At 42.6% G+C, this 21,789-nt stretch carries 16 protein-coding genes; 1 reads left to right on the top strand and 15 read right to left on the bottom strand.

Annotated elements, in window-relative coordinates; genetic code table 11:
• Positions 1-103: 103 nt before the first annotated feature.
• The 14 genes from A3I5_RS0106355 to A3I5_RS0106425 all read right to left on the bottom strand — a co-directional run bounded on the left by A3I5_RS0106355 (position 104) and on the right by A3I5_RS0106425 (position 19,317).
• Positions 104-1,828 carry a glycoside hydrolase family 3 protein gene (locus tag A3I5_RS0106355; RefSeq protein WP_018373774.1) on the bottom strand — a complete coding sequence of 575 codons (1,725 nt, stop codon included), beginning with the start codon at positions 1,826-1,828 and terminating at the stop codon, positions 104-106.
• Between the two features lie 13 nt (positions 1,829-1,841).
• On the bottom strand, positions 1,842-3,626 hold the full coding sequence (locus A3I5_RS0106360) for a glycoside hydrolase family 3 protein (RefSeq protein ID WP_018373775.1): 1,785 nt from the start codon (positions 3,624-3,626) through the stop codon (positions 1,842-1,844).
• A 169-nt stretch (positions 3,627-3,795) separates the two neighbouring features.
• Positions 3,796-4,581 (bottom strand): HAD family hydrolase, encoded by a 786-nt coding sequence (locus A3I5_RS0106365; protein ID WP_018373776.1) that lies wholly within the window; start codon positions 4,579-4,581, stop codon positions 3,796-3,798.
• Positions 4,582-5,430: 849 nt separating this feature from the next.
• The gene (locus A3I5_RS0106375; RefSeq protein ID WP_018373778.1) at positions 5,431-6,954 is read right to left on the bottom strand and encodes a glycosyl hydrolase family 79 N-terminal domain-containing protein; all 1,524 of its coding nucleotides are present in this window, start codon (positions 6,952-6,954) and stop codon (positions 5,431-5,433) included.
• 192 nt (positions 6,955-7,146) lie between these two features.
• Positions 7,147-7,986: an SDR family oxidoreductase gene (locus tag A3I5_RS0106380; protein ID WP_018373779.1), complete on the bottom strand. Its 840-nt coding sequence runs from the start codon at positions 7,984-7,986 to the stop codon at positions 7,147-7,149.
• 18 nt (positions 7,987-8,004) lie between these two features.
• Positions 8,005-9,099, bottom strand: coding sequence for a mannonate dehydratase (locus A3I5_RS0106385; RefSeq protein WP_018373780.1), 1,095 nt, complete (start codon positions 9,097-9,099; stop codon positions 8,005-8,007).
• A gap of 40 nt (positions 9,100-9,139) precedes the next feature.
• Positions 9,140-9,487 (bottom strand): hypothetical protein, encoded by a 348-nt coding sequence (locus tag A3I5_RS0106390; protein WP_018373781.1) that lies wholly within the window; start codon positions 9,485-9,487, stop codon positions 9,140-9,142.
• A gap of 464 nt (positions 9,488-9,951) precedes the next feature.
• Complete coding sequence (gene uxaC, locus A3I5_RS0106395) at positions 9,952-11,352, bottom strand: glucuronate isomerase (protein ID WP_018373782.1); 1,401 nt, start codon at positions 11,350-11,352, stop codon at positions 9,952-9,954.
• A 1-nt stretch (position 11,353) separates the two neighbouring features.
• Positions 11,354-11,974, bottom strand: a complete 621-nt coding sequence (locus A3I5_RS0106400; RefSeq protein ID WP_018373783.1) for a bifunctional 2-keto-4-hydroxyglutarate aldolase/2-keto-3-deoxy-6-phosphogluconate aldolase — start codon at positions 11,972-11,974, stop codon at positions 11,354-11,356.
• A 283-nt stretch (positions 11,975-12,257) separates the two neighbouring features.
• Entirely contained in the window at positions 12,258-13,721 is a 1,464-nt protein-coding gene (locus A3I5_RS0106405; protein WP_018373784.1) for an MFS transporter, read from the bottom strand.
• 675 nt (positions 13,722-14,396) lie between these two features.
• A complete protein-coding gene (locus A3I5_RS0106410; RefSeq protein ID WP_018373785.1) occupies positions 14,397-15,872 on the bottom strand; it encodes a TrkH family potassium uptake protein in 1,476 nt (491 codons plus the stop codon).
• Between the two features lies 1 nt (position 15,873).
• Entirely contained in the window at positions 15,874-17,229 is a 1,356-nt protein-coding gene (gene trkA / locus A3I5_RS0106415) for a Trk system potassium transporter TrkA (protein ID WP_018373786.1), read from the bottom strand.
• A 253-nt stretch (positions 17,230-17,482) separates the two neighbouring features.
• The gene (locus A3I5_RS0106420; protein WP_018373787.1) at positions 17,483-18,187 is read right to left on the bottom strand and encodes an XRE family transcriptional regulator; all 705 of its coding nucleotides are present in this window, start codon (positions 18,185-18,187) and stop codon (positions 17,483-17,485) included.
• A gap of 287 nt (positions 18,188-18,474) precedes the next feature.
• On the bottom strand, positions 18,475-19,317 hold the full coding sequence (locus A3I5_RS0106425) for a DegV family protein (RefSeq protein WP_018373788.1): 843 nt from the start codon (positions 19,315-19,317) through the stop codon (positions 18,475-18,477).
• A 126-nt stretch (positions 19,318-19,443) separates the two neighbouring features.
• On the opposite strand from A3I5_RS0106425, the gene A3I5_RS0106430 reads away from it, so the two are divergent.
• Complete coding sequence (locus A3I5_RS0106430; RefSeq protein ID WP_018373789.1) at positions 19,444-20,037, top strand: TetR/AcrR family transcriptional regulator; 594 nt, start codon at positions 19,444-19,446, stop codon at positions 20,035-20,037.
• A 190-nt stretch (positions 20,038-20,227) separates the two neighbouring features.
• Here the strand turns inward: A3I5_RS0106430 and A3I5_RS0106435 are convergent, their stop codons facing one another.
• Entirely contained in the window at positions 20,228-21,772 is a 1,545-nt protein-coding gene (locus A3I5_RS0106435) for a peptide chain release factor 3 (protein WP_018373790.1), read from the bottom strand.
• Positions 21,773-21,789 lie beyond the last annotated feature (17 nt).

A 21,789-nucleotide genomic window follows, 5' to 3' on the forward strand; every position in this document is an offset into this window, starting at 1 on the left:
ATTTCAGTTCTATCTGCAAGTTCATATTCTTAATATAAAAAGACAAAAAATCGGATCTGTTTAATTAAGCAGGTCCGATTTTTGAGTAGGAACTTTTAAATAATCATAGTTTAGCTTGCCACTTGTCCGCCCAGACCAAATCATTTGGTACACCTACGAAGTCTGATTTGCCTTCTAACTTATCAATCAGAGATTCAATGGTGTTAGGATTGTGGTGATAAGCGTTGATAGCAGTCTTAACCATAGTTGCATCGTGCAGGTGCGTCGTGTAATTGAGGGAAACAAAGATTGTCGGCACCTCATGGACATACCAAGGCACTTCATTAGACATGGCCATCTTCCATTGGATACGGTAGTTGTTTTGCGCACCATAACCTACAACATTAGCCACGGTCAAAGCTAGATCTACTTCCTCGCGATACTTGAGGGTGCTGCCTTTAATGCGGGTATTTCCGTCATTGATGGTCACCTCATAGCCACGACGTTCAAGCGCAGCTTTCAAGTTATCTACAACCTCATTGCTAGCTTCCATAATCCCACCTTTTTCCCCTTCAAGGTAATAAAGGCGGATGCGCTTATGAGTTTCAGGGCTGATTGGCAGATTTTTCTGCGTGTCTTTGAGCAGAGTAATTGCCTTATCAGCAGCTTCTCTCTGCCAAGCCAAATGTTCCTCACAGCCAATGATAGACAGCTCCTCAGCAGATTTCAGAAGCGTCCCTTCTGCCTTTTTGACATGCAAGTTGAGCTTAGCCTTGAGTCCCAAGATACGGCGAACAGCATCATTCAAGCGCTCTTCAGTGATAATCCCTTTTCGGTAACCATTGAGCATAAAGTTGAAATCCTCCTCCATATCGTTAAAGAAGAGAAACATGTCACAGCCCGCAGCAATAGCTTGAGGCACATAGTCTTCACGGCGCATGGCTGCTGTCATGCCTAACATGTGAGAAGCATCTGTGATGACCAGACCGTTGAACTCTAAATCAGTCTTCAAAAGGCCGTTGATCAACTCTGGCGCCAAGGTCGCTGGCAAAATGTCCTCGTCTTTCAGGTCTGGATTGAGCTGCTTTTGATAGTGTGGCAAGGCAATATGACCAGCCATAATCATCTCAACACCGCGTTTTATGTGGTTACGATACACTTCTCCAAAGGAATCCTCCCACTCAGTAGGCGATAGTTCATTCACACCTAACACCAAGTGCTGGTCGCGCTCTTCGGTGCCATCACCTGGGAAGTGCTTGATGCACTGGATAACCTCTCTTTCAGCCGTCAACCCATCTAAATAAGCATTGGTATAGGTGATCACATCTTTTGCTGTTGTACCGTAAGCACGGGTATTGACAATCGTATTGCGCCAGTTTTCTAGAATATCCACACAAGGGTCAAAATTGACATTAACACCGAGAGCTGTCTCCTCACGAGCAGAAACAAGACCGGCTAGATAAGGCACACGCGTGTCTCGACTGGCCTCTGACTGGGCGCCAGAGGAAATGTAGGTTCCGCCTTTAACAGCGCCGTCACCACCCGAATCACAATTAGCCGCAACTAGAAGCGGCACTTTGGAATGCTCTTGCAATTCGTTAATCAGTCCTTGTACTTGCTCAGGCGTCCCATTCATATAACGAGCACCACCGATGTGGTATTTCTTGAGAATTTCTTGATTGCTCAAGTTATTGCCACTAAACATATCTCCGCCAAAGAAGAAGAGATTGACAAAGAGTTGGCCGATCTTTTCCTCATCGCTCAAATCAGCCAGAGTGTCTTCCACCCAAGCGATTTGCGATGGACTAAGATTGTAAGGTTTTTGGGTTAAATCAACTATTTTTGACATGGTAATTCCTTTCTCAGTGGCTTCGCCAAATGTGAGTATCGATCAAGCCACAGTAAGCATCAACAGGATCAATTCCTTTAAAAGAAGACTCTCCCATCAGCTTCTTAGTCAATTCTTCTAGGGTCTCCCGATTGCCATCATAGGCATTGATATAAGTTCCAACCTGTGGAACATCTGCCAGATGATAAGGCGATTGAACAGAAACAAAAATGGTTGGCACCTCATGCACATAAAACGGAATGTCTGGTGTTCCTTTTGAAGCTGGCCAAACGATGCGCTGTACTGTTGCACCTGTATTGACATCTGCAAGGTTGATAATCAGGTCATAATTTTCAGTTAGGCTGGCAATCGATTGTTTCTGAGCGTAGACATTGCGAATCGCTGCAAACTGCTCCTCTGGTGGCAGTTTTTTGATCTTATCCTCAACGGCTTCCCAGATGCTCACTTCAAAACCTTTTTCTTCAAGAATTTCTTTCAACAAATCCACAGATTTCGGCTTGCCATGATTGATCATAGCTCCAAAACCACCTTCGATCCCCTTGATAGGAACTAAGAGAACTCTCTTATAACGCTCAGGTGTTACAGGGAATAGGTCTTTTTGCTTGTCTTTGACTAAAGTAATCGCCTGATCTGCTACCTCACGGAAAATGGCCTTATTTTCTGGCAAACCAATCTTAGCTAAGGCTTCTTCCTTAGGTGGCAAAATAGCCGTTTTAGCTTTCTTATGCAGGCCTAACTTAGCCTTCAATCCTAAAGCACGGCGAAGGGCATCATGCAAGCGATCGTCTGAGAGAATCCCCTTTTGATAACCTTCAAGCATGTAGGCAATGTCCTCGTCTGGATCGTTATAGAAGAGGAATAGATCACAACCCGCTTCAATCGCTGTCGGAACAGCTTCACGGCGTGACATGATAGAAGTCATTCCCAACATATGAGACGCATCTGTCACCACAAGCCCGTTAAAGCCGAGCTTGCCACGTAATAACCCGTCTAAAAGCGGTTTTGACAAAGTCGCAGGCAGGATGTCATTATCTGTCACCGTTGGATCAAGCTCTTTTTCGTAAGATGGCAGATGAATGTGTCCTGCCATGATAGACGGCAAACCAGCATCAATCAATCCCTTATAAACCTTACCAAAAGACGCGTCCCACTCTTTTGTGGAATAAGAGTTTACCGAAAATGACAAATGCTGATCGCGCTCGTCCACGCCATCACCTGGGAAATGCTTGGCCGCAGGAAGAATACCAGACTCCTGAATCCCCTCCATGTAGGCCAGACTCATCTCCAGCACACGATCTGCATCATCAGACCACGAACGGCTGGAAATAATAGGATTGCGCCAGTTACGATTGAGGTCCACAATCGGTGCAAAGGACCAGTTACAGCCAATGGCTGCGGCTTCAACGCCAGACACACGCCCCATCTCGTAGGCGTAACGGCGATTATCAGTTGCACCAATCTTGACTTCCTTACCGACTTCAGTACCGTCTGTACAAGCACCGTTTCCTCCAGCTTCTGTATTGGCTGCAATCAGTAAAGGAACCTTGCTTTTGGTTTGTAAAATCCAGTTTTGGTCGTAGACCTCTTCTGATGTGCCAGGATTATAGCGAACAGCTCCAATATGGTACTTGTCAACCATCTCGGTCAGGTATTCCTCAGTTCGGCTAGCCCCCATATTGACAAAAAGCTGGCCAATTTTTTCTTCCAGACTCATTGAGGCTAGGGTTTCTTCTACCCAGTTAATTGCCTCATCATCTAGATTATAAGGCATTTTTTTCAAATCAACTAAATGTGTCATGTCTTCTCCTTTATTAAGATATAGGTGTTAACAGTCAAAGTCTGCTGTCCTTGACTCAGCTTGATGATGTTTTTGAAAGAATGAGAATAGAAATCAAATTCCCCTAGACTCTTATCACCAAGCTTAACCTATAACTACACTTGCGTCGTCATGGCTGTCTATCCCACTCTCAACGATCTAAATTTTGCCAGAAGAGCTGCTTGTACTGGTCTTGGTTATAGTTACCAGCGACAAAAGCATCTGCCTCAACTGCCATTAATTGCTGCCATGAGTGCCCCTCATCTCCAACGATAATCGGATAAAACTGGACCTGATTGAGCTCAGCAGCCTGACAATCTCCTGGCGAATCACCAATCATGAGCAACTGATCTGGACTGTCCACCAGACTGAGCAATTCAGCCAAGACATCCTCTTTTTTGCCACGGTCTTGACAGTAAAGGTCGGTCACAAAAGGCACGAGACCCTGGTCTTCCCATTCTTCTGCTACTGCTTCGCGATTGGCTGAGCTGACCACATAAACCGATCCTAGCTGGCTGAGTTTTTCAAGCCCCTCGCGCACATTTGGAAAGGCCAGAGCATCTCCTTGGTAATGCTTGATATGATGATTGACATCATTTGACCACGCTAGAGCTTTTTCTAAATCCTCTGAAGGATTGTCACGCAAGGCCTGCTCAAGCGAAGCATTAGACAGGGAAGTAGTTGACTCTGCCCAATTTACTAAGTGCTCAATATTGGGAACCTTAGCTGCTTGCAAGGCCATCATCAAGCCTGTAAAGCGGTTGACGCCACGCGTGCGAGAATAGAGGTTTAACGTTTCCCAATCTGTCTGAAAACCTTCCGGATCATCAATCGGAAAATACTTGGCAATCAGCGGGCCAAAAAAGAGTTTGTGTTTATAAGTCATGGTATCCATGGCACAGCCATCGGAGTCCACGCAAAAGAGAAATGGTTTCATATTATTCCTTATCTAATATCTAACATCTGTCAAATGTTACGTTTTTAATCATTGATAATGTCGTTAACCCAGTGAAAACTCCCTAGAGTCAATGACGTGATTTTTATTTTCGTTTTGAGCTAATGAATCGCTTAGAATGCAATCAGAAAAATTTCGTTTTTAAGTTCGGACAGAAAAGCTCCATAATCGTTTGAGAATGGCAAACAAGCTCGTTCTCAATTAATCGCAGTTGGAGCTAAAACTGGCCAAGCAATGTCACATAGAGGCTGGACAAGACAACCATGATGGCTTTGCCCTCACCCTCAAAGCATGTAACCGTTGAAGATTACGTATAAAAAGTTCAATCTCACCTCTCATCGTTTGCGTAAACATCTCAGCGCAGGGGGTGGGAGTAAGACTTGTTGGCTATGCCAACTTAGTCTTACCCCTGCACAGGTCATTAGGCGCTTTAGCGCCAATGAACCACTGCTGATTAGGCTCTAATACATGGATAATCCACTTTAGAACCCTACTCAGCGGTTCGCTGTCTCCAATCGTTTGCTTACTAACTGAACACGGCCTAAAATGCTCGGTAAAATGCGTGAGTTTCCTTGAGTCTTCAGACTCATCAGTCACTCCCTTATTTTCCATCGCATTTTTAAACGGCCTTTGTATCTTAAAGCTGAACACGGCCTAAAAAGCTAGATGTCAGGGTATACTGTCTTATTACCTAGTCGTCCTGACGGGGTGCGTCGATGAGATTGAGACAAAGCACATAGTCTCGTTTCATTTGTAGTTTGAACAGTAGTTCTCTGGTTTGTAAAATGCTGATAACTCACCATAGAACTGCTAACTTTGATTATCATAGATTTATAAAACAAGAAAAGCTATCGTCAAAGGTGGCAGAGTGATCTCTCCTTCAGAGATAGTCTCTGCTGACAGATCAGGGAGCTGATTCTCTGCAGTTAGGGTCAGAAGTTGGCCATTTAGCTGCATCTCCCTTGCCCTGATGTCCTCGGCAGACAGCTGATAGAGCGCTGCTGATTTCGGGAGAGTGATGACCGTTTCCTCTGTTTTTGAGTTGTTGATAACCAGATAGACAACACCATCTTTGCCATCTTTACGAGAATGAGCAAAGACATGCGCACCTTCTCGAATGCTCTCACCAGTATCATAAACCTGGTTGCCCATGAGCTGGTTCCAAAGCAAAACAGCAAAATAATTTGGTCTAGGATCAAAAACTTCGCGGGCAAGGAAACCATAGTCAGATGCTGCTAAGGTATTGTGGAAAACAACACCATCTGTCAGTGTCGCAAAGGTTCCAAGCTCATTTAGCGTGCGGAAAACATCCATAAAAGTTGATGCCCAAGTATTACCCCCGCCACCAGCATCTCCTGATTCTGTCACCCACATCTCTGCCCCAGGGACATATTGGTCTCTAAGCGAAAGGTAAGTTTGGCAGAATTTTGCTGCAACCTCTAAATACTCCTCTGACAAAGCCTCGTCAGCTGGCCAGTGGCCATTTGGCAAAACAGAAGCTAAGCGTTCTGATACACCATTATAATAGTGGTAACTAAACACATCTAAAGGAACCTGCGTTCCATCTAACAAATCTGAACAGTTAGCGACTTCTCCAACGAGCTGTTCAACGCCACCTGTTCCGTTTTCCGTTGGCTTTCCAAAGACGATATTGTCCCCACCTGTGGTGCTTGGTCCTACTTTCAGACAGTCTGGATAATGCTCATCCAACCATGTGAAAAACAGATCCTGATCACGACGGTAGTGTTCAGCCGTATAACCTTTTGGAAAACCAGTCTCTTCCATCATGTTAGGCTCATTTGTGAACTCTGCTGCTGCAATCGGAACACCGTAGGAAGCACTCAGACCAAAGAGTTTTTCAGCTTCTGCTGGGTGCCAAGGTTCTTCTACACTGTGCAAGCCTGGGCAGTTTGCCAACGATACCATCAATTTTCCATTAACGGCTTTGACAAAATCCAAAACGCCGAGCCATTGTTCCTTAGTTAAAACGTTCAAATAGCCTTCTGGAGCTTGACCATCTGTTTTTCCATCAAAGTCATAATAGGTTTTGGTTGCCCAAGTTCCTGACACACGAATCCAAGCTGACCCCAGTGATTTGGCAAGGTAGCGCAATTTAGGATTCGTAAGGTCAATCGGGGCATATTCCTGCATCAAATCCTTATACATGGCAGTAATGCCTTCTGAGGTTGGTTCTACGTAGAATTCCTCTGTTCCATCAATTTGCTCTGGTGTATAGGCTTTCCAGAAAGTACCGCCTGTCACTTCTGCAAATTCGATATTGTAAGACATCAACCGAGGATTAACCTGACGAAGAAGTTGTAATCCACTAGGATTAAGTGTTAAGTGTTGAACCATTTTGTCTCCTTTACTAAGATATAAGACTGAGGAAAACGTTGAAACGTCTTAAGGCATTAAGCTTAGTTGCTCCTCAAAGCAGCTAACCAAACGACAATAACTGCTAAGGTATTCACTGGTACGTTAGCGGATAAACCTGTTAATACGCGATCAGAGAAAACCTTAGGTATAGTTTATTTGGGTTAGTGACTATCACACCCCAGAATAGGCTGAGAAGCCACCGTCGATCGGAAGCACGACACCATTGACAAAGCTAGCTGACTGTTCATCTGCGAGGAAGAAGAGACCGCCAATCAGTTCTTCAGCTTCGCCAAAGCGTCCCATAGGTGTGTTAGTCAAAATTTTGTTGGCCCGAGCAGTCGGCTTACCTTCTTCATCAAAGAGAAGGCCGCGGTTTTGGTTCGTTACCAAGAATCCTGGCGCAATGGCATTGCAACGAATGCCAACTTTGGAGAAATGCACCGCTAACCACTGGGTAAAGTTAGAAATGGCTGCCTTAGCACCTGAGTATGCTGGAATCTTTGTCAACGGTGTGAAAGCGTTCATCGATGAGATATTGATAATGTTTGCCCCTTCACGACCGGCCATATCCTGCGCAAAAACTTGTGTCGGCAGGAGCGTACCTAGGTAGTTGAGATTAAAGACAAACTCAATCCCTGCTTGATCAAGGTCAAAGAAAGTCTTTGTCCCTTCTGGTAGGTCAAACTCATGAAATTCATTATCAGTCGTAGCCTTAGGATTGTTCCCACCAGCACCATTGACAAGAATGTCCACAGGCCCAAAGTCAGTCAATACTGCTTCATGGACTGCCTCTAGATTAGCTTTATCTAAGACATTTGCCTTATAGGCCTTAGCTTTACCACCTTCTGAGGCAATCTCGTCTGCAAAGACTTGAGCAGCTTCTTGGTTAAGGTCAAGAAGGGCTACTTGAGCACCAGCCTTCGCAAATTCTTTGGCCATATAACCACAGAGTACACCCCCTGCTCCTGTTACCACAACGGTTTTACCTTCAAATGAAATCGTTCTTGCCATTCTGTTCTTCCTCTCTTCTTACTTGTTGCCAACCGTTTTGGCACTGATACCAAAATCTGGTCTTTTACCTGCAGCCCTCATATTAGCTTCATAAAGGCCATTGAAATAAGTCGCTCCTAAAGCGCGATCGTACAATCCGTAACCCGGTGTCTTCGTTTGATCTCCCCAGATACGGCGCCCATGGTCTGGGCGAAGAGCACCTTTCCAATCATAATCCACCAAGAGCTTGATGACAGCGTTCATGTCAATGTCTCCAGCTTCTGAGAGATGCGCTGTCTCTTGGAAGCCCCAATCACCTGCTGTTACATTGCGTGTATGCATGAAATTGATTCGATTTCGCTTCAGCGCATACTCCTGAATAGCTAAAACATCGTTGGCTGGATCAGAAGCGTAAGACCCCACACACATGGTAATTCCATTGTACTCTGAATCATAGAGATCTAGAAAACGCTCTACAGACTTAAGTCCTGTAATGATTCGCGGCAAGCCAAAAATACCATAAGGTGGGTCATCTGGGTGAATAGCCATTTTAACCCCAGCAGCTTCTGCTGTTGGCATAATGGCTTTGATAAAGTAGGCTAAATTTTCCCAGAGGTCTTCTTCGCTGATATTTTCCCGATAGTTTTCGATGATAGCCTTCATCTCTTCTTTAGAATAGGACGAATCCCAGCCTGGCAGATTGAGGTCATCAGCCACTGGATCAACACCAACCAAGTCATCTTTCAAAAAAGCCAGAGAAGTCGTTCCATCAGGCAAGGGATGCTTAAGGTCTGAACGCGTCCAGTCAAAGACCGGCATAAAGTTATAGCAGACCACTGGAATACCAGCTTTCCCAACATTTTCAATTGACGTCTTGTAGTTTTCAATCAAAGCATCGCGATTGGGTTTCCCCTGCTTGATGTCTTCATGCACTGGAATAGACTCAATGACAGTGATTTCTAAACCAGCATCTTCCACAAGCTGCTTCAACTCTAAAATCTTTTCCAAAGGCCAAGCCTGACCAACAGGCACATCGTAGACCGCAGTCACAATCCCTTGCATGCCTGGGATAGCCTTGATTTCTTCTAAACTAACAGGATCCTTTTTCCCGTACCAACGAAAGGACATTTTCATAATTTCTCTCCTCATACAGCCACTCTCAGCGAGTGTTTATCTAATCGTCTGATAAACGATATACAGTTACACCTTTACTTTCTAATTGTTTTTTTAAGGAAGCATAGCGAAATTTCAACTCTCCTAGTAGAACCTGACCAAAGCCTCGGCAGTCTACCAGAACCGTATAGCCATTGTCTAGTAGCCACTGCTCCCAATCTTCATAAGATTTCTCATAGGCATGCCCCGTTAAAAGCCAGACCTTTTCACCTTCTAATTGCGACCTATGCCTTTCAATCCAGTCAATAATCTGATCTTGATCATAACTTTTTTCAGCTTGCTTGACATATTCATAAAAACCATAAGCCATGGTCACATTAGGATCTTGACTAAAATAAATATTATCCACAACAATTCTCCCTTATTTTAAGATACAAAGCCCGTTAAGAAAAGCGTTGAAAAATGAAAAAATTGACGAAGAGTGCAAACACTCTAGGAAATTTTTGAATTTTATCGAGCTTTTTAGGGCGTGTTCAATTTTAAGATATAAGGCCGTTTAAACATCCGATGAAAAATGAGAAAACAGACGACAAGTCCCAAGACTTGAGGAAGTTTTCGAATTTTATCGAGGATTTTAGCCCGTGTTCAGTTGATTAAGATATGAGGCCGTGTAAAAAGCGACTGAAAAACAGGAAATCTGACAAAGAGTGTCCCCACTCTAGGAAGATTTATCTTTTTTCCGAGCTTTTAGGCCGAATTCAATTCTAAGATACAAGCCCGTTTCCGTCTAATCATATCTAGTTTTTTAGACCAAATTTACCAAAGCACTTGTTCAGAGGCGCTACTTCATTTAGATGTGACAAAGTGCATCATTTATTCTGATTTGAAAAATGCTTTAGCATTGTTATAAGCAATATCTTCCATCAACGGTTTCAACAGCTCATCATCATCTGGAATTTCCTCATCTGTCACCCATTGGCCGATGTAAGACGCTAGAATGCGGCGGAAATAATCGTGCCGCTGGAAAGACATGAAACTGCGTGAATCCGTCAACATACCGATGAAGTTGGCCAGAATCCCTTGATCCGCATAATGATTCATCTGATCTTGCATGCCTAGCTTGGTGTCATTGAACCACCAACCAGCTCCAAATTGCAATTGACCTTTAATCCCAGCAGTGTTTGCCTGGAAATTGGCTACCGTATTAGCCACAACAGCGTTGTAAACGGGGTTGAGTGGGTACCAAACCATCTTAGGCAGGCTGTCTGATTGAGCTAAAGCATCCAAAAAATGGTTAAGGTGGTCTGCCAAATCAATCTGGTCGCCCATAGAATCAAAACCAGCATCAGCACCGAGTTGTTTAAAGAGGCGGCTATGACTATTGCGCACCGCGCCAAAGTGAACTTGGGTTACAAGCTGGTACTTGTGGTAGAGCTTGCAGAGGGCTAGAAAAATGCCAGATTGCCAAGCGGAAGCCTCGTCATCGGTCAACGTAGCGCCAGCTAAAGCCGTGGTTAAAATCGCATCCAACTCCTCTTCGGTCGTATCTTGGTACTGCACGGCTCCAAAACTAATGTCAGACGCCTGACAACCGTGAGCGACAAAGTACTGAATTCGAATCTCCATAGCAGATACAAAATCCGAAAAACTACGGATACTAAGTCCTGTCTTCTCAGCTAATTTCCCTGTAAAGTTGGCAAAGTTCACATGGGAAACAAAAGCCTCATCTGGACGGAAAGTTGGTGCCACCACCACATCAATCGTATCATCCGCTGCGATCTTCTCATGCCATGTCAGGTCGTCCAAAGGGTGATCTGTCGTTCCCACAAAGCGCACATCTGAATGCTTAAGAAGAGAGCGTGGCGAAATCTTGCGCTCTGCCAAAATAGCATTGAGCCTATCATAAAGACTTTCCCAGTTTTCCGGTTTGATAACCTCATCAATGCCGAAAACATCGCGTAACTCCAGATGGCTCCAGTGGTAAAGGGGATTTCCAAAGGCACGACTCACTGTTTCAATCCAAACACGAAAGCGTTCCTTCTTCTCGCCACTGGTAATCAGATTTTCTGGAACACCATTAGCTCGCATGAGACGCCACTTGTAATGATCGCCATCGAGCCAGAGATCTACGATATTTTCATAAGGCTTGTCCTCATAAATCGCCTGTGGATCCAAATGGCAGTGAAAATCGTAGATGGGCATGCTCTTGGCAAAACCATAGAGTTTTTTTGCCGCATCGCTCGTTAACATAAAATTGTCGTCATTAAAAGCCATCTTATCCCTCCAAGGCTGCCATAAAGGCTCTAGCAAACTCTGTCACACTTTCATAACCGTCTGTCGCAACTTTAGCGCTCAAAGCTGAGCCAACACCTACTGCGCAGGCGCCAGCAGCTTTCCAACTCGCAACATTATCAATGGAAACTCCACCAGATGGCATGACATTAACTTCTGGAATCGGACCATGAATATCCTTGATAAATCCAGGTCCTAAACTACCGCCTGGGAAAAGCTTGATAATAGGGCAACCTGCTTCCATAGCACGAACCACTTCCGTCACGGTCGCACACCCCGGGAAGTAGAGATTGCCCTCTGCTTTTGCAATGGCTTGAATATCCGCTGAGAAGTGTGGACTAACCAAAAATTGAGCGCCTGCCACAATCGCCTCGCGCGCCAAATCAGTCGTCATCACTGTTCCTGCACCAATCACGACAGAATTATCAGACGAAAACTCCTCAATCAGCTTTGCGATCACCGCTGTTGCATCAGGTGTGCTAAAGGTAATCTCGATATTCTTGATACCTCCTGCGATGGCATGGCGCGAGATCTCTAGAGCATCCTCAGCCGATTTACCACGAATCACCGCAAAGGCATAGTTTTTCTTCAATTGTTCTAACATAATTCCTCCTTCTGTTATAAATGTAACAAACACATTCCCATAAATCAACTAAGGGAGTGGGACAAAAATCGGTAAGCCGAAAGCTTCGATTTTGTCATCCCACTCCACATAGTTACAGTGGCAACACTGGTTTGTTTTCAACAAACCAAATGTTACATCTATGCGATAGCTGTCTAAGAATTGCATATTACAAGATACAATGACCGTTAAAAAGCGTAGAAAATGACGGTAAGTCAAGGAGTGAGACAGACACCCATGATGGTCTGCCTCATAGCAAATTTCCTTACGCCTGATCCATTTGTTCTGCTTTGATCCGAGCAATCTCGCCTTGAATTTCTTCCATTTTCTCTTTAGTCAATGGATAATACTTCATAGCTATGACATTGCAGATATAACCTAAGATCATAAAGCCAAACATACAAAGCAAGCCAATAAATTTCAAGTTTTCACTAAAAGGAGTATCAACGGTTGGCAACTGCTCTTTAAAGCCAATAGACGCACAGAGAATACCAATGATAGCTGTAGCAAATGAAGAGACAATCTTGTCTACTGAGCTAAAGAGCGTTCCCATCAAACCAGGGACATATTTCCCTGAACGGTAAACTTCATAATCTGCACAGTCAGCAGTCATCGGAATGATCATTGTACCAGCTAAGCTATTAAAACCATTGCCCAAAACCCACAAGACGATAAAAGCTACGGTAAAGAAAGTCCAACCAGTAAAGCCTTCCAAACCTGGAAAACTCATCGTTTTAGGATTTCCGATATAAAAGAGGAGGAACAAAGCAGCATTCGTAATGATACCACCCCAAGAACCAAGCAAGAGCGCTTTACGTTGCCCTAGACGAGAAGCCACAAAACGAACTCCTAGAATCATAATCAAAATGGTTGGAATAGTCGTATAACCAGCAACCGCCCCTTGCAAACCATAGTTACCACAGATAATCGCGTAAATAATAACTAAAATAGTCGCATTGCCCTTGATCGTTTGACCAAGTTTATCCGTTGAGGCTGCAAATACCAACATTTGAATACCGCGATTATGCTTTAAAACTTCCCAGTAATCTTTGAAAGTGACTTTGACAGGTTTACCTGTTCCGAAGAATTCATGCCTATCTTTTGACGCAATGGCAAGCACAGCCAACCATGTGAAGACGACTGTAATTGGTGCAACATAATACCATAGTTCATGGAAAAGTCCCAGATTAAAGTCTTGATGTTTTGGAATCAAAACATTGGAAACAACAACAGGCATGATGGCGAACAACAAAGCATTGTACATCCCATCATAGATACCAAAGGTTGGACGTTGCGCTGGGTCATTTGTCAAACAAGTCTGAGCTGACTTGGTAACTACTGTCTGGCAAGTGTAGCCGATGATATAGAGGGCATAAATAACGATGAAATAAGGGAATCGTAAACCTTCTGGAAAATGGTGTGTTGTGAAAACTAATAAGAAAGTTGTTAACACTAAGATGATATTCCCAATGACCATGAAGGGTCTATTTTTACCAAATTTCCCATCTGTCTTATCGACAATAAATCCTACGATGGGATCTGTAACGGCATCCCATAGACGCATCCCCATGATAATAGTGGAAGCTAAAACAACACCTACGCCAACATAACCGGTCATATAATAGGCAATAAAGTTCATATAAAACAACCAAATATTGGTAGATGTATTATTTAAGGCGAAAAGTGCAATTTGCCAAGCTTTGGCCTTATGAGTTCCAAGTTTTTCCATTTAATGCTCCTTTTAAATTATTCAACTCAACATTATTTTAACTATCTGCAACATTGCCTTTTAACTCGAATTGACCACTTGGCAAACAAGCTTTGTTCCCATGGTTGCTCCTCCTCTTTAAGAATCTGTATTCACAGCTTGACACCTTCATTCAAGATTAGTTTTCTACTACTTTATCTTTATCGATTTTTCAAAGCTACTCCATATTTCTTCGAAAAACGATCTCCTGAATAAAGCATCTTACTGATATATACAAGTTCTAAGATCTTTCTATTTTTAGTAAACGTTTTCTATATTTCTTATTATAACATTCATCAGATGTATTTTCAAGAGATATTGCTAAAAAAATCAAAAATAATTAAAAATAACCTAAAAAAGGCATTTATTCATCAGACTTATTTTGAGGCTTCAAATATAAAATGAAACAACCTGACTCCTTTGGAATTCAGGAATCAGGTTGCTTAGTATTGTTTTATTATTTAACTGTCTACTTAACAGGAAACCGTTCACTTACCTGTAGAAAACGATGCTTTGTCCATGCATTTGTCCTACGTCATTACTAGACTGAACGATGACTGGAAGATTTTTCCAAGGAACAAAGGGTTATCTGGTACACTTTTCTGAACCGAAACCATCTTACTCTTGATTCATTCAAGCCTACAAATAAACTTTTAACTATGCTTTTAAAAATTTCAAGCGGGTTATTTCTTTAAGTGTTTTTGGTGCAAATAAAATCAGAATAGGGTAAATCTCCAAACGCCCCGCTAGCATTGAAAAAGTCAATACCAGAGTGTTCCAATTTGAATAGCCTGAAAAATTAGATGTCGGACCTACCTCACCTAATCCTGGACCAATATTATTAAAGGTTGCGGCGACAGCTGTAAAAGCTGTCGTGAAATCTTTAGACTCTATTGCTACACTAAATAAAATTAAGATAAACACTAAAATATAAACAAGTAAGTAGTGACTCAGATTAACCTGCGTCGATTTTTCAACAACTTTTTTGTTAAATCTCGGAGAAACAACACGTCTCGGCTGACCCACACGACGTAATTCTGCAAAAGCCATTTTTGCATAAATGACAATCCTAGATACCTTAAGACCACCAGCCGTTGATCCAGCGCTTCCACCTATAAACATCAGGAGGATAAGAATCATCTGCGTCACTAAGTTCCATTGATTAAAATCGGCTGTTGAATAACCAGTCGTCGTAATGATTGATGATACATTAAAAAATGCTGTCCGTAAGGCATCTGGTATATTTCCATAACTGGCAAAGATACCGAATGTCACCGCAAGCGTTGCAACAACAACTATCCCAAGATATGTTCTAAACTCTTCATCTTTAAAGGCTTCAACACCATACCCGATTAATAGATAATAATACAAGTTGAAATTAACGCCAAAAAGCATCATCCCGACACCGATAATCCACTCCACAAGCTGGGGATTGGAGTAAATAGCCAGCCCAGCGTTATCAATCCCAAAACCACCTGTCCCAGCAGTACCAAAGGATAAGAGTAAACTGTCAAATAGTGGAACACCTACTAGGCATAAAACAACTACTAAAACAGCCGTCATGGAGATATACATCATATACAGAATCCGAGCAGTTTGGCTAAGTTTTGAAACAATTTTACCAAAAACAGGGCCAGGGACTTCTGCTCGCATCAGCTGTACAGTGTCTGAGCCAGAATTTGGAAGGATAGCAAGCGTAAACACAAGGATTCCCATCCCTCCAATAAGATGGGTAAAGCTACGCCAAAACAGGGTTGACTTGGCAAGAATAGATAGATCTGATAGCACGCTTGAACCCGTCGTTGTAAAACCACTGGCTATCTCAAAAAAAGCATTGAAAATATTTGGAATTTCACCTGAAATAACTAAGGGAAGAGCTCCAAAAATGGAAAGACAAATCCAAGACAAGGCTACGGTAAAAATCCCCTCACGTGCAGTCAGTCGTGCGGAAGAGGGCTTCTTATAGGATAAGAGCCCCCCTAAAGCGAGCAAGCCTACGATAACGCTAGCATAGGCAAATTTTTGACGATTTGTTTCTTGATAGATAAAACTAACTAAAAGTGGAAAACTTAATAGTAACGCCTCAACCTGTAATAATTTGCCAATAAAATAACTGATAAGTGAGCGTTTCATATTAAGCCTCCAAAATATCGTTGATATCTGTCAGCTGTTTATCCGTCGTCACCAGTATCACCCGATCGTGTGGTTGGAGGATTGTCGTACCATTAGGAAATACTAGCTCCTGATCCCGCACAATGTTCACAATAAGCAAATCTTTTCGAAGGTTGAGCTCTTGTAGTGGAATACCGCAAACATGTGAATCCCTATGGACACGAAACTGCAACGCTTCAACCTGATTATCAGCCAAGCGATATAAGGCTTCTACATTTGATCCTTGAGCATTAGCACGTGAACGGACAAACCTCACAATATCGTTGGCAATCAGTTGTTTAGGGGTTATGATTGACTTAATTTTCACATCGTCTAAAATCTTTAAGATCTTCGTTCGATTCATCTTAGTAATGACTTTTTTGACTCCTGCATGCTTAGCATAAACAGATGTGATTAGATTTTCTTCATCAATTCCTGTTAACGAAACAAAAGCATCATAATCTGTCATTCCTTCATCATCTAAAAGCGTCGGATCTGTCCCATCTCCATGGACGATTGTCGCATTAGGCCATGCCGCACTTAAAAACTCACAGCGCTCCATATCAACCTCGATTACCTTGGTATCAACGCGATCTTTAGAAAGCAATTTTAAAAGGTAATGGGTGATGCGTCCGCCGCCTACAATCATAACGCTCTTATTCTGGCGCTCTTGATCCAGCAAACACTGTCGAAACTTAGCCATATCCTTAATGAGGCCTATAACATGCACACGATCGCCGACCTGCAAGCGACTATTAGCCTGAGGAATCATAATGTCATCACCACGATGAATAATACAAACACGAACGCTACCAAATTTTGCCTTATAATCCCTTAACGGAAGCCCCACCAAAGATGAGCGAGGAGAAATCTCGAACTCTACTAAATTAATACGACCTCCCATAAAGGTTTCCACGCTGAGAGAGGATGGGTATTTAATAATGGCCGCAATATCGCGTGCAGCAGAAAAATCAGGATTGATAAACAGATCAATACCCAGACTATCTCGAACAAAGTCAAACTGCGTAGCATACTCAGGATTGCGAACCCGAGCCGCTGTGTATTGTGCACCAATTTTTCTTGCTATGATAGCAGAAATGATATTAATCTCATCTGTCTCGCTTGTTGCGATAAAGACATCCGCATCTTCGACTCCAGCTTCTAGTTGAATCTCGTAAGATGCAGCATTTCCTGCTAGACCCGTGATGTCATAATTATTAATCATGTATTCTAAAACATTCGGATCTTTTTCAATTAAAACAATATCATTATGATGGTTACCAAGTTCTGAACAGAGTAGCTCGCCAACCTTGCCGCCACCGGCAATGACTATTTTCAAAATGTCGCCTCCATGCGATGATAAATAATAGACTTATTATAGCACAACCCCTCGATTATAACCAATCTAACCCTCATCCGGCAGGCTAAACGCATGAAGAAAGCTTCTTCTACTGTTCCGAAATGATCGAAAATATTCTAAACTAATAAAAACCAGTCATGAAATTTAAAGAAAAGGATGATTTTTTAATAACGTTTTCTTTTTTAGTCATTTTGCACTGATTTTCTATCGAAATATGAGACAGGTTCTAAGCTTACTGCATCTCCATTGGCATAAAGTGACCGACGATTTTTCCAATAATTCTAGGATCTTCATCATAAGGCGCAAACTTGTCGGCATATTTTTTATTGAGAGATACCAGACGCAATCCTTCCTCTTCGCGGTAAACTTTCTTAATATAGGTCTGACCGTCCCACTCAAGGGCATAAATAGCGCCGTCATAGTCAAAAGAACCTTGACGAATCAGGGCTACTTCACCATTTAGAAACTGTGGCATCATAGAATCTCCAAAAACATAGGAGGCAAAATCGTGGGCAATTTCCTCATCATGATACACCGTATCGTAATTGCCATCACCAAAGTAACTAAAACCAGTACCGGCAGACATTTTTTCATAAACCTTGTAGGCGTAGCGTGGCTTCGGCGCTTCTACAATCGATACAACCTTAGTTGTCGCTTTCTGATCAGCTAATAAATCACTGGCATAAGTTATCGTTTTTTCCTGATTGACAGGTGTCAATTGGGCATAAATTTCAGTAATTGCGGCATCATAGAAAAAATAAGTTTCTGGCACATCTAAAACCTCACTCAGATGCTTGAGATTTGCCTGATTAGGCCTTGTCTTACCAGATTCCCAATTAAAATAAGACGCCCGACTAAGACCAAGCTGCTTTGCAATGTCAGCCTGTTTTAATTGTCGTTCTTCGCGTAATCGCTTTAACCTTTCTGCTTGAAACATAGCATCTCCTTTGTCAGTTTTTTAGCTAACACTAATTTACTACAAATATCTCATTTTGTCAACTATTAAACTAACGATTTGTTAAAAAGTAGCTTTTAAGACAAGAACATCGAGACAACCAAAACCAACCACAAAAAAACGAATGATAGCAATTTTTTCAAGTCTAAAAGATGTCTATCATTCATATTTTCTGTGATTTCTGTTGTTAAAGTAATATTAGCTACCTTGTCTTTCGTAGAATAGACTTTCAGTAGGCTCCCTGAGACGACTATTTTTGCTATAGCTACTTAAACTTCATAGCCCATCAAGAGACCACCTTCTTCGGCATAGAAAGAACAAAGTCCAGAGGTTGGGTAATCTTGGATATCAGCTCCAGCAAACTTGGCGCGGACTAATTCTGAAAACTGCTCGACAAACTTATCATTGTTACGGTGAGCGATAATGATTCGGCCACCTGTATAACCAGCCTTTAATAATTCGTTGAAGGCAGTGGTGACAGATTTTTTATGACCACGCGCTTTTTGTAGCATTTCAAGCTTACCTTCTGGGCTAGCTTCACCAACCAGACGAATATTGAGCAAGCCGACCACTGCACCAATTACCTTGCTAAGACGACCATTTTTCACGAGATTGTCTACTTTAGATAAAACAAAAAGCAGCTTCGTTCTCGCTTGGTAATGGTCCATTCCTTTGGCAACTTCCTCAAAAGAAAGTCCTTGACTGATTAGGCGCTGTGCTTCTAAGACAAGGAGGTCCACTTCTCCTCCAGCTGATTTTGAATCGACTAGATGAATCTGTGCTTCTGGATGTTCTTCCTTGTACATCTCAGCAGCTACACGAGCTGCATTAAAACTACCAGACAAGGACCCTGTAATGGTAATGACAACCAACTTATCTGCCCCGGCAAATGAACGCAAATAATCCTCTGTATTGGGACAAGCCGAGCTGGCTGCGCTGGATGAAGCATACATGGTTTCCATCATGTGGTCAATGTCCAAATCGGCATCGTCAACAAAAGTCTTACCATCAATAGAGATTGTCAGCGGTACACGCTCATATAACACCTCAGCCGACAGCTGTCCTAACGTTTTAAACTCACTGGATGAATCGGCAATAATCTTCCAAGTCATAGAATTCCTCTTCCATTTATGATTTTGATTTGACATTTAGAGTGTTTATCATTAAAATTATATCATGTAATCGCTATTTCTAATAATGAAAATACCCTGTGGTGTCACAAAAGAAAAGGAAGTGTCATGCCTAATACCAAAAAAACGAAAAAGTCGACAGAGCACCTCCAAGAACATAATCAAGAAGCCAATCAGATTACCCGAGAATCCCTTGAGACTGCTCTGCTATTTCTCATGGAAAAAAAGGAATTAACCAAGATTTCCATCTCCGAACTCGTTGAAAAAGCAGGCGTTTCACGCAACGCTTTCTACCGTAACTATCAGTCTAAAGATCAAATGCTGGAAGGAATGCTAGAAAAAGTCATTCGACGGATGTTTAAGGAATTCAAAACCAACAGCAAAAAAAAGACGCAACAAGCCTCATGGTTAAGCCTTTTTCAGGAAGCTAAAAAAGAGGCTCATCTCCTGCGAATCGCCTTTCAGCATGATTTAGAAAAGAAAATCAGCGATATGGTTTCGGAATTTCTCAGTAAGTCTGATGATGAAATGGCTACCAAAGAAGATAACGAGACCAACTCCTACCTCAACTCTTTCTGGAGTTCAGCCATTGTCTCAACTTTAGCTAAGTGGGCGTCAGATGGAATGAAAGTCTCCGAAGAAAAGATGGCCAATCTAGGTCTCCCTCTTTTTAACCGTACCAAAAACAACTCCTCTGATTAAAAATCACAGGAGTTGCTTTTTTATTTATTGGTCACATAAGAACCTGTTTTCACAAATGAATAACTTTCGTTTTTCGAGCATTAAATCAAGTTTTTTAAGCACACTAGCCTTGAGTGAAAGTGTTGAGCAGTAAAAACAAGTTCTAATACTCTGTAGAAATCCAGATCAGATCATACCTAAGTGTCTTGCGTTACATCTTCTCTTCCAGCTCAACTTCTGGGTACTTATCTGCAAACCAGCGCAGGGCAAAGTCGTTTTCAAAGAGAAAGACTGGCTGATCAAAGCGGTCTTTTGCTAGGATATTCCGACTAGAGCTCATGCGCTCGTCTAGACCCTCCGGTTTTATCCAACGAACAGTCTTCTTGCCCATCGGTGTCATGACGACTTCGGCATTATACTCGCCCTCCATGCGGTGTTTAAAGACCTCAAACTGGAGCTGACCGACTGCACCCAACATGTACTCTCCCGTCTGGTAATTCTTGTAAAGTTGGATTGCTCCTTCTTGCACTAACTGCTCGATACCCTTGTGGAAAGATTTTTGTTTCATGACATTCTTAGCCGAAACTTTCATGAAAATCTCTGGGGTAAAGGTTGGCAAAGGTTCAAATTCAAATTTGTTCTTACCGACAGTCAAAGTGTCTCCAACCTGATAAGTTCCTGTATCATAAACCCCGATGATATCACCAGCGACAGCATTTTCGACATTTTCACGACTTTCAGCCATAAATTGGGTCACGTTAGATAGCTTAGCTGACTTACCTGTACGAGGCAAATTAACCGTCATCCCACGTTCAAATTGACCTGAGACTACACGTACAAAGGCAATCCGATCGCGATGGCGCGGATCCATATTAGCCTGAATCTTGAAAACAAAACCTGAAAAATCAGGATTAAGCGGGTCGATAACTTGCTCATCTGTCGTCTTATGGCCATGTGGCTCTGGAGCAAACTTGAGGAAGGTCTCTAGGAAGGTCTGCACACCAAAATTAGTCAAGGCAGAACCAAAGAAAACAGGGGTCAATTTGCCATCCAAAATAGCTTCTTCTGAAAATTCATTTCCCGCTTCGGACAGGAGTTCAATGTCTTCTAAAACCTGTGCATAAAAAGGGTTACTGCCAAAAAGTTGCTCACCATCATTGAAACTCGCAAAACGCTCCTCACCCTTGTAAAGCTCCAGACGTTCATTGTGCAAGTCGTAGAGGCCTTCAAAGGATTTTCCCATACCGATCGGCCAGTTCATCGGGTAGCTGGCAATGCCCAGCACTTCTTCTAATTCTTCAAGGAGATCCAGAGGCTCGCGACCATCGCGGTCTAACTTGTTAATAAAGGTAAAGACTGGGATATGGCGATGTTTGACAACCTCAAAAAGTTTTTTGGTTTGCGCTTCAATACCCTTGGCTGAGTCTACAATCATGACTGCTGCATCCACTGCCATCAAAGTCCGATAAGTATCCTCTGAAAAGTCCTCGTGACCTGGGGTATCAAGGATGTTGACACGCTTACCATCATAATCAAACTGCATCACAGAAGAGGTCACTGAGATTCCCCGCTGCTTTTCAATATCCATCCAGTCGGACTTGGCAAAGTTCCCTGTCTTTTTCCCCTTGACGGTACCAGCCTCACGGATTTCACCGCCAAAATAGAGTAACTGCTCGGTCATAGTCGTCTTCCCTGCGTCCGGGTGGGAAATAATGGCAAAGGTACGGCGTTTTTTGATTTCGTCTTGTATGTTCATCTTCGTTCTTTCTATTT

Source organism: Streptococcus merionis DSM 19192, assembly GCF_000380085.1.
GTDB classification, from domain to species: domain Bacteria; phylum Bacillota; class Bacilli; order Lactobacillales; family Streptococcaceae; genus Streptococcus; species Streptococcus merionis.

What these genes read in the sequence shown, in the direction of transcription:
- A3I5_RS0106355 (WP_018373774.1), bottom strand. Translation starts at nt 1,828, where the DNA reads ATGTCAAAAATAGTTGATTTAACCCAAAAACCTTACAATCTTAGTCCA.
- A3I5_RS0106405 (WP_018373784.1), bottom strand. Translation starts at nt 13,721, where the DNA reads ATGGAAAAACTTGGAACTCATAAGGCCAAAGCTTGGCAAATTGCACTT.
- A3I5_RS0106425 (WP_018373788.1), bottom strand. Translation starts at nt 19,317, where the DNA reads ATGACTTGGAAGATTATTGCCGATTCATCCAGTGAGTTTAAAACGTTA.
- A3I5_RS0106360 (WP_018373775.1), bottom strand. Translation starts at nt 3,626, where the DNA reads ATGACACATTTAGTTGATTTGAAAAAAATGCCTTATAATCTAGATGAT.
- A3I5_RS0106385 (WP_018373780.1), bottom strand. Translation starts at nt 9,099, where the DNA reads ATGAAAATGTCCTTTCGTTGGTACGGGAAAAAGGATCCTGTTAGTTTA.
- A3I5_RS0106420 (WP_018373787.1), bottom strand. Translation starts at nt 18,187, where the DNA reads ATGTTTCAAGCAGAAAGGTTAAAGCGATTACGCGAAGAACGACAATTA.
- A3I5_RS0106380 (WP_018373779.1), bottom strand. Translation starts at nt 7,986, where the DNA reads ATGGCAAGAACGATTTCATTTGAAGGTAAAACCGTTGTGGTAACAGGA.
- uxaC (WP_018373782.1), bottom strand. Translation starts at nt 11,352, where the DNA reads ATGGCTTTTAATGACGACAATTTTATGTTAACGAGCGATGCGGCAAAA.
- A3I5_RS0106400 (WP_018373783.1), bottom strand. Translation starts at nt 11,974, where the DNA reads ATGTTAGAACAATTGAAGAAAAACTATGCCTTTGCGGTGATTCGTGGT.
- A3I5_RS0106410 (WP_018373785.1), bottom strand. Translation starts at nt 15,872, where the DNA reads ATGAAACGCTCACTTATCAGTTATTTTATTGGCAAATTATTACAGGTT.
- A3I5_RS0106365 (WP_018373776.1), bottom strand. Translation starts at nt 4,581, where the DNA reads ATGAAACCATTTCTCTTTTGCGTGGACTCCGATGGCTGTGCCATGGAT.
- A3I5_RS0106430 (WP_018373789.1), top strand. Translation starts at nt 19,444, where the DNA reads ATGCCTAATACCAAAAAAACGAAAAAGTCGACAGAGCACCTCCAAGAA.
- A3I5_RS0106375 (WP_018373778.1), bottom strand. Translation starts at nt 6,954, where the DNA reads ATGGTTCAACACTTAACACTTAATCCTAGTGGATTACAACTTCTTCGT.
- A3I5_RS0106435 (WP_018373790.1), bottom strand. Translation starts at nt 21,772, where the DNA reads ATGAACATACAAGACGAAATCAAAAAACGCCGTACCTTTGCCATTATT.